The following is a 13,051-nucleotide window of genomic DNA, read 5'->3' as shown; positions in this document are numbered from 1 at the left end:
TTCTGGCGCTCAACACCATTCGGAGGGCCGGTAACCGACGACCGTAAACTGTAAACCTATGTTTCCAATTGTTCTCTTATCGGTTTTTGGCATAGTGCTGCTGTTCCTTGGCTTTATGAAGTCAAAAGCAATCCTGCTGCCCGCAACCCTATTATTTCTGCTCGTTACGCTGGCCGTCAATTTCATCGACTGGGGCAAAACATATCTGTACTTTAACGATATGCTGCGGACCAATAACCTGTCTATGGTGTTTACCGCTATTGTATTGGTATCGGCCTTTCTCGTCGTTGCCCTATCGGGTAGTTTGCTAGATAACGAAGAGTCGCAACCGGCAGAATACTACGGTATTATTCTATTCTCGCTGGTTGGCGCCGTCATGATGGTTAGCTACGAAAACCTAATCATGCTATTCGTGGGGGTTGAAATCCTATCGGTGGCCATGTATGTGCTAACGGGCAGCGACAAACGGAACCTGCGCTCAAACGAAGCCGCCCTTAAATACTTTCTGATGGGTGCCTTCACGACCGGTATTATGCTGTTTGGAATGGCGCTTCTCTATGGTGCTACGGGATCATTCACCATTGCCGGCATTGGTGCATATACGGCCCATGCCCAGGGACTTTCATTACTGCTGTACGTTGGTCTGTTAATGTTGCTGATTGGCCTTCTCTTTAAAGTATCAGCCGCTCCTTTCCATTTCTGGACGCCTGATGTTTATGACGGGGCCCCCACAATTTTCACTGCTTTTATGTCTACCGTTGTTAAGACGGCAGGCTTTGCCGCTTTGTTCCGTTTACTCTCCGTTTCGTTCGTGGGCGTTTACGGATTCTGGTGGACTATTCTGGCGGTTATTACCGCCCTTACACTCATCATAGGAAACCTGACCGCTGTTTATCAAAATAGCTTCAAGCGCATGATGGCTTATTCCAGCATATCGCATGCGGGCTATCTGTTGATTGGTCTGGCAGCTCTGGGAGCGCAAACAAAGCAGGCTATTGTTTTTTATTCACTGGCGTATTCCGTTGCTACTATATCCGCTTTTGGTGTGTTGCTGCTGGTTGCTCAGCAGCGGAGCACACAAACAATCACCAGCGAAGGCGTTGCCAGCGAAAACTTTGATTCGTTTAATGGACTCGCCCGGCAAAATCCATTTTTAGGATTTGCTATGACAGTATCCATGCTATCGCTTGCCGGGATACCCTTAACGGCCGGTTTCTGGGGTAAATTCTACATGTTTTCAACGGCCGTCGAGCGAGGACAAATCTGGCTGCTTGTTATAGCGGTGCTCATGTCGGCGGTTGGTATATACTATTACTTCCGCGTAATCATCGCCATGTATTTTCGGGATGGGGCTACTGAGCCGATTCGTATCGCTCCTTTTTATCAATACATTTTGCTGGCCGCCACCATACTAACGTTGGGATTTGGTATTGCTCCCGGCCTTTTACAGGGCCTTTTTTAAGGTCCTAAGTGGTCACCACTAGTTTGTTAGCTACAGATAGTAACTTTTACCTTACTATTGAGTTAGTAGTTTTGACCTCTTATTTAGTTAGAATAGGAAATAAACTCGGTATTTTTTCCAGGCAACCCCGTGAACGTGAGCAGTATCGATCAGCCGAAATATAAAAGCTACAGAAGTTTTTTCTCGTTTTTTCTAACGGCTCTATTCGGTGCCTCTGTCAATTTCTTTAGCCAGATTCTTTTCCGAAAGTCCTTCGATTACTCAGCCAGTGTGTTTCTTGGTTATCTGACGGCAACGGTCGTTAGCTTTATTCCGACAAAACTGTTTGCATTTTCAGCGAAACAGACAGGAAATACCGGTCGTGAGATGATCAAGTTCGTCATCATTGCGCTGGTTGCCTGGGGTGTTCAGGTAGGGGTAGCTGTGGCAACGCTCGAGTGGGTCGCCAATCCATATTTCGCTAAAACCAGCATGTTCTGGCGTGAGAAGGTATCTCACGTTGTTGGAATGGGTTTTAGTTTTCTAGCCAACTATTTTGGCCATAAGTTGCTCACATTCCGCAGCACGGGCATGTATGACCGAATACTGCGCTCCTCTAAACAAGAGGAAGAACAACTATAGAGATAAGGGGCAATTCTTCAATAAAGCCAATCCCAAATGGTATTATTCTTCTGGTAATGTCTGCTAAACAGAGATTAACTGACTGTTGTTTTGGATTTGTCAGGAAAAAACTATATTTGCAATCGAAACCTAAAAAATCACTGAAAGGAATGAAAAAAGTATTCGCCCTACTATTCGTTGGTAGCATGCTGACGTTCGCAGCTTGCCAGAGCAAACCAAAAACTGAAGAAACCACCACGGATTCTACAGCTACGATGTCGACCGACACCACCACGATGGCTACGGATTCGGCTTCGACGATGGCTACGGATTCGGCTGCCGCTCCTGCTGACAGCGCGAAGTAGTAATCTCTACTCGTCAAGATTTGAAAAAGCCTTATTTTTATAAGGCTTTTTTTATTTTCTATACCTTGGTAGATCCGTTCACAACCTATATCCCCACTGCCGCTTCGGCCTATTGCCGTCAGCTTTGGCAACACTATAAATTTCATTTTCGGGTGGTGAGACCACGCCGGACACGATTGGGCGATTTTAGAGTGTTGCCTCAAAATCAGATGCAGATTACTGTTAATGAAAACCTTAATCTGTATGCCTTTCTGATAACATACATCCATGAAGTAGCCCATGCTGCGGTGAGTCAGCAATACAAACGACGGGTTCAGCCTCATGGTAAGGCCTGGCAAACGGCCTTCCAAAAACTGATGCAGCCCTTACTAACCGAAGCTGTCTTTCCGATCAGTATTCTGGAACCGCTCCGACACTATATGGCCAAACCAGCCGCGACTACCTACGCGAATCCTGCCCTGATGATGGCCCTTCGGGAAATAGATGCCGCCGGGGAAAGTAAAATTGGCAGCAGCAAGGTACTGCTCCGCCATATCGCTGAAGGACAGGTTTTCGATTTAGCAAAAAAGACGTTCATTCGGGGTACGCTTCGTCGGACCCGTATCGTTTGTAAGGAAGTATCGACAGGAAAATCATATGCGATCCTGGCCCACGCCTGGGTAGACGTTGTGAAAAATGACGAATGAGACATGAAAAATGGCCGAAAAGCGGATGAAGTGTGGGGGGGAAGATCCCGGCTATTCTATTTGATCTGCATTCTATTTTGCTCATTGTCCAGTACGCCGTTGGTCGCCCAGTCTGTTCTGCGAACGGGTCTTTGGGTGAAAATTGGCGTCACGCAGTCGGGGGTTTACCGGGTTAGTCAGGATCAGTTAACGGCATTCAATCCTGCTTTTGCCAGCGCCGACCCGAAACGGTTACGTTTATACAGTAATGGAGGGGCTATGTTACCCCAGCCAAACGCCAGCTCGCGGCCGGTCGATTTAATTGAAAACGCCATTCAGGTGGTAGGGGAGGCCGATGGCCGATTCGATACCGGAGATGCCCTGTTGTTTTTCGGTGAAAGCCCGCACGTTATTCGCTACGATTCGACAGCCCGACGCTTTGCGCATCACATCAACGCCTATTCCGATACAACGTTCTATTTCCTGACGATTGGCGATGTGCCCGGCTTGCGGATGCCTGAGCGTCCGGCTGGTAATGTATCGACAATACCAGTCGTGAAAACCTTTACGGATTACCAGTTTTATGAGCCGGATCTGCTAAAAGTACCGGCGGTTCGCTCCGGTCGGGAATGGTTAGGGGATTATTTAACCATCGACACCACGAAAACTATCCCATTTGATGTTACGGGACTTATTGCGGGTACACCACTGCGAATGACGGCATCAGCCGTAGCGGGAGCCTTATCGCCCACTCAGTTTCGTCTGCAGGTAAATGAGCAGTTGGTGGGCACCATGCCCATGCCAACGATTTCGGGTTATGAATACGACTACCAGGGAGTAGTTAGAACCGATACCTTCCAGACAACCCCGTCTACGGCGACAAACTCAGTACGAATGGCCCTTACCTTTCGTAAAAATGGGCAACAGTCGGCCCAGGGATATTTGAATTTTCTGTCGTTACAGGTGCAGCGCGAACTTCGCCAGTACAGTAAACCCGTCTGGGTACGCCAACTGGGAGCCGGTCTCTGTACGGTGCGGCAGGCAACCACGGGGCTACGGGTTTGGGATATTACCAATCCACGCGCGCCCGGTACGCAGGCCTATGTGGTATCGGCCGCTCAGGAAGCAGTCTGGGCATCTTCACGCGTTAATGATTATTTTCTGTTTACCGACGCCCAGCTTCTCACTCCGGTTTCTCTGGCGTCAGTCGCTAACCAAAATATTCGGTCGCAACCCGTGCCGGACCTGATCATCGTAACACCGGCTGCCTGGCGCGATCAGGCCGAACGACTGGCCAAATTTCGACGCGAACAGGATCAATTGGCTGTACTGGTCGTGACGACTCAGCAGGTATTTAATGAATTTGGGTCCGGGCAACCTGATCCAACGGCTGTTCGTGACATGGCTAGGTTTTTTTATCTCCAACAGCCTGCGAAAGTTAAATACCTCCTCCTTTTTGGCGATGCGACCTTTAATTACCGAAACATTGGGGGATCGGTCAGTTCAACGCAACTGGCCAATATGGTACCGGTGTATGAAAGCCGGGAGTCTTTGCATCCTGTGCTGAGTTACTCATCCGATGATTACTTCGGTTTTATGGACGCTCCCGAAGGAGAATGGCCGGAAAATCAGAATGGCGACTACAAACTAGACATTGGCGTCGGTCGATTGCCCGTGAAATCGGTTGAGGAGGCCAGAACCGTGGTTGATAAACTGATCCGCTATAGTTCAGACCGAACGCTGGCGGGCGACTGGCAAACCCGGTTAATGCTGGTTGCCGACGATGGGGATTATAACATTCACCAGCAGGACGCCGACCAGATGGCCAAGAGTGTGGAAAAATTGGCGCCGGCTTATCGTCCACAACGCGTTTTTTTAGATGATTATCCGCAGGAGAATACCAGCAGCGGCCAAAAGGCACCCGTTGTCAACCAACTCATTAACCAGGCTATGGCCGATGGCCAACTCATCATCAACTACAGTGGCCACGGTGGGATTTTGGGCCTTGCTGATGAGCAGATTGTTACCTTGCAGGATATTCTTTCCTGGAAAAACCGCCGTCTGCCACTGTTCGTGACGGCCACCTGTCAGTTCGGACGGTATGACGATCCGAGTGTCAGCTCGGGAGCGGAGTTGACACTGTTGAGTCGAACGGGGGGTGCCATTGGTCTTCTTACCACCACCCGCCCGGTATATGCCAATACGAATTTATTGCTCAATCAGGCCTTCTACGATGCGGTTTTCAAGCCGGTTAACGGGCAAATGCCTCGTTTGGGCGATGTGATGCAAAGCACAAAAAACAACAGTCTAAGCGGGCCTGTCAACCGTAATTTTGCCTTGCTGGGCGATCCTTCCCTGCGACTGGCTTATCCGCAAGCCCAGGCTGTGCTTACCCAGGTGAATGGCCGGGCCATGAACGCTGCCCGGCCTGATACGTTGCGCGCGCTGCAAGCCGTGGAACTGGCAGGAGAAATACGGCAGCAGGACAAACGACTTTCTACCTTTTCGGGTGTTCTTCGGCTAACGCTTTATGACAAAGCAATCGCCAAAACAACACTGGGATCAGAAGCCGGGACGCCGAAAATGACGTACCAAGCCTTTCTTAATCCAATCTTTACCGGTCAGGTGCCTGTGCAACAGGGCCAATTTGTAATTCGGTTTACTATGCCCAAAGATATTGACTATACCGTTGGCCCCGGAAAACTCTATCTATACGCTATGCAGACAGATAGTTTGGTCGATGCCGCAGGGGGTAATGAAAGTTTGCGCATTGGGGGCAGTGTTTTGGCTGATAGTCTGGATACGCAGCCACCAGTCATTACGCTCTCCGTTATGGGCGGTTTGGTTGATGAAACGGTCGTTCGGGTAGCGGGGCCGAACGTAACGTTACGAATTGGATTATCTGATAATCAGGGAATCAATATTGCCAAATCGGGCCTGGGTCATGAACTTACCGCTCAATTGGGTACGCAGCCGGTCGTTATCCTAAATGAAAATTACGTGGCGAATGGCACAGACGGACGCCGGGGCGACGTTCAATACACATTTCGGGATGTTGCCCCGGGAACCTACCCGATTCGGGTGAAAGCCTGGGACATTAACAATAATTCAGCGGAGGGTGCGTTGACCATAGTAGTTTCGGAAAGGCCGGCGCTGCAAGTGCTTGCCCTGAAGGCCAGCCCTAACCCGGTTATTGGACAAACAGCGTTTGTGGCTGAGTTGAACCGGTCAGGGGAGCCGCTGGACTGGACATCAGGCATCTATGATCTTAACGGACGGCTTCTTTATCAACAAACGGGTCAGTGTACCGATTGTGAGGCTAAGCTGGATGTTGGCGTCTGGGATGGGCTGACACGAACAGGTCAACAACTGGCCAACGGACTGTATATTCTTCAGTTTCAAGCTCGTTCAATTATTGATGGCACGATTGCTGACAGTACATATAGAATACTATTAACTAAATGATTTATCTGACTTAAAATCATCTCGCTTTTTCTAATCCAACCTTTCATTGTAATTTTGACCGCACAGGACTGCCATTTTCACTATCATCGGTTGCTGTCGTTGACCAACTCTCATTTTATGAAGCGCAATTTTTTCCGTGTACTTCTCGGCGCATGTAGTTTTTTCCCGTTCGTCGTTTCTGCTCAATCCACTCAAGTAACTATTCTTAACGGTCAGCAGCTCAATATTCCCACTTCATCGGTGCCTTTTTTAAATTTCACGCCAGATGCCCGTTCGGGTGCACTGGGTGATGCCGGGGTAGCGCTGGGCGATGTAGATGCTAATGCTATTTACTGGAACCCATCGAAGTTAGTATTTGCCAAACAGGATAAAGGCGCATCGATTTCCTACACGCCCTGGTTGCGGAATTTAATTGGTGATATGTATTACACCTACCTGAGCGGTTACTCTAAAGTTGGGAAAAACTCGGCTATTGGGGGCTCGCTCATGTATTTTGACCTGGGAACGGTTGACTTCACAACGGCAACGGGGGTTGCCGCGGGTACGTTCAACTCCCGCGAGTATGCAATTACGGCAACCTTTGCGCAACGGCTCTCACAGAATTTCTCGCTGGCTGTTGATCTTAAATACCTGAGTTCCAATCTGGCCGCTGGCAGCAGCAACCCTGGCCTGAAGCCCGGATCGACCGCTGCCGCTGACATTAGCGCCTATTACCAGAACGAATCCCGCGATAATGCGACGGGTAAAGGCATTGGCTGGGCCTATGGTGCCATGATCTCGAACTTGGGCGGCCGGATCAACTACGGTGGTACGCAAAGCTATTTTATCCCAACAAACCTGCGGTTGGGAGGCCGGTTTACACTCTTCTCCGATCAGTACAACAAATTCAACTTTGTACTGGATGCCAATAAACTGATGGTACCAACCCCCGACATTCAATTGGTGAATAATGTACCAACCAATGTAAACGGTAATAAAAATTACTTTAGCTCGGTATTTGGCTCATTTGCCGATGCACCCGGTGGCTTTAGCGAAGAATTGAAAGAGTTTACGATTTCGACGGGTGTTGAGTACTGGTATAATGATCAGTTTGCTGCCCGTGTCGGTTATTTTAACGAATCGAATCAAAAAGGAGGCAGGAAATACATCACAACCGGTATTGGCTTACGCCTGCAACAGCGGTTTGGGGTTGATTTCTCCTACCTGCTACCCGTTAAGCAGGGAAGCCCACTCTCCGAAACGTTCCGTATTTCTTTATTACTAAACTTGAACAAAGGAAATTCAGTAGGGGATGACGAAGCCTATCTGGACGACTCGAAATAGATAGTATAGAAAAGAGTAAAAGAGTGCAGGAACGAAAGAGATCAATTGACTTTCGTTCCTGCACTCTTTTACTCTTTATATCTTTGTACACATGACGCTCGACAGAACACTACCGCCCGCATTTCAGGCTATTCAGGAAATACGTTTACCCGCCGTGGATTCACACCGGTTAGACAATGGTATTCCGCTGCACCTTATTTCCGTTCCTCATCAGCCGGTTTTGCGACTGGAATGCGTGTTCAATGCCGGCACATGGTATGAGCAGGTGCCGGGTAGTGCGTTCTTTGCGATGAAGATGCTGTCGGAAGGTACACCGTCGCGTTCGTCAGCACAGATAAATGAATACATTGATCGATATGGGGCATTCCTGGAGTTAAACTCCGGCCCCGACCGGGCGAGCGTTGTGATCTATTGCCTGACGAAGTTCCTGCCGAATATTTTACCCCTCCTGCGCAAGATGCTGACCGAATCGGCTTTTCCGCAAAAAGAATTAGACGACCTTCGAAATATTACCCTGCAAAACTTACGGGTCAACTACGAGAAGAACGCGTATCTGGCCGGGGTGCTTTTTCGGGAGAAATTATTCGGTGCTGACCACCCGTATGGCCGGAGCCAGCGGCCGGATGCCGTTGAGAAACTCACCCGTCAGGACGTTGTCGACTTTTTTGAACGCGTTTTGCGCGAGCGAACCTTTCAGATCGTACTGGCCGGACAGGCTACCGAAAACGAGGTACTGGCGATCAACCGCGAATTAGGTCAACTCCCCATCCGCACGGATGCCCTGCCTGCTTTTGCGGGCCAGGCCCATGTAGACGATGGCTCCCAGGTGCTGGCCGAGAAACCCGACAGTGTACAGTCGTCCATCCGTATCGGTCGGCGGTTGTTCACCCGATCGCACCCCGATTTCTTCGAGATGCTCGTGACAAATGAGGTTCTTGGTGGCTATTTTGGCTCAAGGCTGATGAAGAACATTCGGGAGGAGAAAGGATTTACTTACGGTATCTCATCGAATATGCCCTCCTTTCGGCAGGACGGTTATTTTCTGATCGGCACGGATGTCAATAAGGAAAATACACAGCAGACGCTGGACGAAATCCGGAAGGAGATCCATATTTTGCAAACAGAACCCGTTTCGCCGGATGAACTCGAAACGGTTCAGAACTACATGGCCGGGGAGTTTGTTGGGTCATTAAATACCCCTTTCGAAATTGCTGACCGGTATAAAGTGATTCTGCTGGATACTATGCCCGCCGATTTTTTAACGACCTACATCCAGAAAGTACGGGCCGTAACGCCAACGGATATTATGGAAGTCGCTACCCGCTATCTAGCGCCCGAGAGCCTGCGCGAAGTCATCGTTGGTGGTAAATAAGGAAATTTATTTAAAGCACATTTGTTTACTGGGTTGAAAGTTGACCGTTTAGTAACAATGCCTTAATTTTGGGGTTACACTCCTATTGCGGGGACGATTTGAACAGATCGTTAATCCCTTTATCCAGCACTAACTTTTTTTTGGTTGATGAATATCCTTATCATTAGCATGACCGTGGTGGTAGCCTACCTGTTAGGCTCAATTCCTTCAGCCGTTTGGTATGGACAGGGCTTCTTCGGCCTTGACATCCGGAAGTTCGGCAGCGGTAATGCTGGGGCTACCAACACGTTCAGAGTACTTGGCAAACGGGCAGGCACCATTGTTATGCTGGTGGACGTCCTGAAAGGCTATACCGCAGCCGTGTTATCGACCATCCTATGGTATGCCGATGTAATTACGGAAACGGAGATTATGACCTTTAAAATAGTCTTTGGCCTCGTGGCGGTTATTGGGCACTTGTATCCCGTTTTCGCCAATTTCAAAGGGGGTAAAGGAGTTGCTACGTTGTTAGGCATGGTGCTGGCAACGCATCCGGAGATGGCTGCCGTGTGCATCGGTATCTTCCTGCTGGTGGTTATTGCGTCGCAATATGTATCGCTGGGCTCCATTCTGGCAGCACTGGCTTTTCCCGTATTGCTGCTGCTGCGCATATTCGGTGAAAAAGAGAGCCCTTTATTGATTGTATTTGGCTTCGTTGTGTTTCTTCTGGTCGTGTTCACCCATCAAAAGAACATAGGGCGCCTGCTGCGTGGCCAGGAAAGCCGCACCGTGCTTATTCGGTTGCGTAAAAAGCGGTAAGTACGAAAACATAACTCCTACAATCATCAACGCCCCGACGTTGCGCGAAAAGTGCGTAACTTCGGGGCGAACTTTTACAGATGTAGGATATAGGAAATATGATATAGGGCATCAGCGAACTACATCATACAGCCTATATCCTACCTCCTATACCTATCAAGCATGACTACGTACCTCGAAACCAACAAACAACGTTTTTTAGACGAATTGTTGGAGCTATTACGCATTCCTTCCGTTTCGGCTGATTCTAATTTCAAAGGCGACGTTCGTCGGGCGGCCGAATTTGTTAAAGATAAATTGCAGGCGGCCGGTCTGGACAATGCCCAGCTTTACGAAACACCGGGCCATCCGATCGTGTATGCGGAGAAGATCGTAGACCCTGCCAAGCCAACGGTGCTTGTGTATGGCCATTATGATGTTCAGCCTGCCGATCCCTATGAACTGTGGCATACACCCCCCTTTGAACCAACCATTCGAAATGAGCGGATATACGCCCGTGGAGCCTGCGATGACAAAGGTCAGTTCTACATGCACGTGAAAGCCATTGAGGCCATGGTGGCCACTGATGGTCTGCCCTGTAATGTAAAAGTGATGATCGAGGGTGAGGAGGAAGTTGGTTCTGATCACCTGGGCATCTTTGTTGCCGAGCACAAAGACATGCTGAAAGCTGATGTGATCCTGGTGTCGGATACAAGCATTATATCGAACGACACCCCATCGCTGGAAACAGGTCTGCGGGGACTTTCTTACGTGGAAGTGGTTGTAACAGGGGCCAATCGCGATTTGCATTCGGGCGTGTACGGCGGTGGTGTGGCTAACCCCATTAATGTACTGTGCGATATGATCGCGTCGCTTCATGATGAGAATGGTCGTATTACCATCCCCGGATTTTATGATCATGTTGATGACTTAAGCGCAGCCGAACGGGCCGAACTGGCAAAAGCTCCCTTCGACCTGAATGATTACATGAGTGATTTGGGCATCAATGACGTGATGGGCGAGGCTGGTTATTCGACCAACGAGCGTACTTCCATCCGGCCAACACTCGACGTGAATGGCATTTGGGGCGGCTATATTGGCGAAGGAGCTAAAACGGTTTTACCGTCGAAAGCATCCGCCAAAATCAGCATGCGTTTGGTACCGAACCAGACCCCCGACGAAATTACGGAGCTGTTCACGAATCATTTTCTGTCTATCGCACCGAAAGGCGTTTCGGTTACGGTGACTCCGCATCATGGTGGCATGCCGTATGTAACGCCTGTGGACTCGATTGAGTTTGAGGCCGCCAGCAAAGCCTTTGAAGATGCCTGGGGCAAAAAGCCTATACCCACCCGCGGGGGAGGTAGTATTCCCATTATGGCCCTTTTTGAACAGGAACTGGGGGTTAAGTCAATTCTGATGGGCTTTGGCCTGGATAGTGATGCGTTGCATTCCCCCAACGAGAGTTACGGACTGTTTAATTTTTACAAGGGGATCGAAACCATTCCGTATTTCTATAAGCACTACGCTGAACTCAAACAGTAAAATTTCTTAACCAACTTGCGCAGGTATCACTCGCGTCGCGGCCTTTATTGTATGAAAAAAACGCTGTCGGTTCTTTTAGTAAGTTTATTCGTTGCGTTTGGAGCGATGGCACAAACGCCCACCAATCCACCCGGTCGCGTCCTGACGCCTGCTGAACAGCGGCAAAAAGAAAAAAATGATCGGGAGATTCAGCGTGAGCGCCAGATACGGGCCGAGTGGCTACAGAAGCAGCGGGAATACGAGGCTAAACAGGCTGAAAAAGAACGCCAGCGGGCCGCTAAAAAAGCTGGAAAACCCATTGAGCCAGCCGTAGAGGTTGCCAAACCAGCAGCAACCACCCCGGCCAAAGCAGTAGAACCACCGGTTATTGATCAGCCGGCGACAGCCGCACCCACGGCAGTTGAGCCAGCACGGAAGGAAAAGAAAGAAAAGCGGAAGAAAGAGGTTAAAGAAGTCGTACCGAAAGCAGAGCCCGCTCCGGTTGTCGAGCCGGCGCCGGTTACTACGCCTGCTGTGGAAACCCCGGCTCCGGTCAAAGAACCTCGTCCGGAACGGGTGCGGGTAAAACGCGAGAAAAAGCCCCGGCCCGTTGACTCGGTGGCCACTCTACCAACTCCGGCTCGTGAAGAAACCGTAACGCGACCCGGAAAAGAATTCCTGCCGAAGGGACATTTGTTTGACCCGATCCTGCTGGACCCCCTCGAAGCGCAGACCTATGGCAGCGTATTGCCGGGCTACTGGACTGAAGGAAAAAAATACAAAGGCAGTATTGTTCCCTTTGCCTTTGGGTTTGCCAAACCGTTCTACCGACGCACCACCGATGCTACCCACGCCGAAGAATGGGTACTGGACCTGGCGTCGTTCACCCAGTTTGAGGCTTATCATGATGATGTCGCCGGTAGAGCCCGTCGGCGAATTGTTAATAATGATTACAAAATCAGTATCATCTATAACGTTCGGCGGGGCGAGAATAATTACCGTTTCCGGGTTTATCACCTGTCGTCTCATCTGGGTGATGACTACATTTTTCGAAATAAAATAACCGCGCCTTCGCCCAATTCGGTTAATTACGAACTGCTGGACGCTACCTATAGTCGCACTGTCGATAACTGGCGGTTGTATGGTGGGCTGGGCGTTGTACTTCGTAAGTCGGAAGAGCGGAAGCCCCTCAGCGCTCAGCTGGGAGCGTTCTATAAAAAGCCTTCAACGCATGCTGCCCGGTTGGTGGGTGGCGTTGATATTAAATTCTGGCAACAGACCAATTTCAGGCCGGGCATTCATGGTGGCATCGGGATTGAGTTAGGACGTACACAAAACAACCTGACATTTCTATTCGAAGGCTACTCAGGCTTCCGGCCTTATAGTCAATTTGAAGGGGAGCAAACGACCTGGTTAGGGGTCGGACTGTACCTGAACCCGTTTTGATGTAGGAAATAAGATGTATGATATATTCTACATCTCATCTCATACACCATAC

The 13,051-nt window shown here is 49.6% G+C and carries 10 protein-coding genes; 9 read left to right on the top strand and 1 reads right to left on the bottom strand.

The annotated features are described in order from the left end of the window. Positions 1-58 precede the first annotated feature (58 nt). A complete protein-coding gene (locus ACYVK4_RS10480; RefSeq protein WP_461127445.1) occupies positions 59-1,462 on the top strand; it encodes an NADH-quinone oxidoreductase subunit N in 1,404 nt (467 codons plus the stop codon). A gap of 135 nt (positions 1,463-1,597) precedes the next feature. Beyond that, complete coding sequence (locus ACYVK4_RS10475; protein ID WP_461127444.1) at positions 1,598-2,083, top strand: GtrA family protein; 486 nt, start codon at positions 1,598-1,600, stop codon at positions 2,081-2,083. Here the strand turns inward: ACYVK4_RS10475 and ACYVK4_RS10470 are convergent. Continuing rightward, complete coding sequence (locus tag ACYVK4_RS10470; RefSeq protein WP_461127515.1) at positions 2,058-2,573, bottom strand: hypothetical protein; 516 nt, start codon at positions 2,571-2,573, stop codon at positions 2,058-2,060. The two genes, ACYVK4_RS10475 and ACYVK4_RS10470, sit on opposite strands and share 26 nt — an antisense overlap. A gap of 6 nt (positions 2,574-2,579) precedes the next feature. Here ACYVK4_RS10470 and ACYVK4_RS10465 point away from each other — a divergent pair, with 6 nt between their 5' ends. From ACYVK4_RS10465 to ACYVK4_RS10435, 7 genes are all read left to right on the top strand, one after another. Continuing rightward, positions 2,580-3,113 carry a SprT-like domain-containing protein gene (locus ACYVK4_RS10465; protein ID WP_461127510.1) on the top strand — a complete coding sequence of 178 codons (534 nt, stop codon included), beginning with the start codon at positions 2,580-2,582 and terminating at the stop codon, positions 3,111-3,113. Between the two features lie 3 nt (positions 3,114-3,116). Next, positions 3,117-6,557: a type IX secretion system sortase PorU gene (gene porU / locus ACYVK4_RS10460; RefSeq protein WP_461127443.1), complete on the top strand. Its 3,441-nt coding sequence runs from the start codon at positions 3,117-3,119 to the stop codon at positions 6,555-6,557. A gap of 117 nt (positions 6,558-6,674) precedes the next feature. Continuing rightward, positions 6,675-7,880 (top strand): type IX secretion system outer membrane channel protein PorV, encoded by a 1,206-nt coding sequence (gene porV / locus ACYVK4_RS10455; protein WP_461127442.1) that lies wholly within the window; start codon positions 6,675-6,677, stop codon positions 7,878-7,880. A 91-nt stretch (positions 7,881-7,971) separates the two neighbouring features. Beyond that, positions 7,972-9,252, top strand: coding sequence for a M16 family metallopeptidase (locus ACYVK4_RS10450; protein ID WP_461127441.1), 1,281 nt, complete (start codon positions 7,972-7,974; stop codon positions 9,250-9,252). A gap of 147 nt (positions 9,253-9,399) precedes the next feature. Then, positions 9,400-10,050, top strand: a complete 651-nt coding sequence (gene plsY, locus ACYVK4_RS10445; RefSeq protein WP_461127440.1) for a glycerol-3-phosphate 1-O-acyltransferase PlsY — start codon at positions 9,400-9,402, stop codon at positions 10,048-10,050. A gap of 162 nt (positions 10,051-10,212) precedes the next feature. Then, a complete protein-coding gene (locus tag ACYVK4_RS10440; RefSeq protein WP_461127439.1) occupies positions 10,213-11,574 on the top strand; it encodes a dipeptidase in 1,362 nt (453 codons plus the stop codon). Positions 11,575-11,625: 51 nt separating this feature from the next. Further along, positions 11,626-12,999: a DUF1207 domain-containing protein gene (locus tag ACYVK4_RS10435; protein ID WP_461127438.1), complete on the top strand. Its 1,374-nt coding sequence runs from the start codon at positions 11,626-11,628 to the stop codon at positions 12,997-12,999. Positions 13,000-13,051 lie beyond the last annotated feature (52 nt).

The sequence above is a fragment of the Spirosoma aerophilum genome, assembly GCF_054782495.1.
This window is presented reverse-complemented; position numbering and strand designations above follow the sequence as displayed.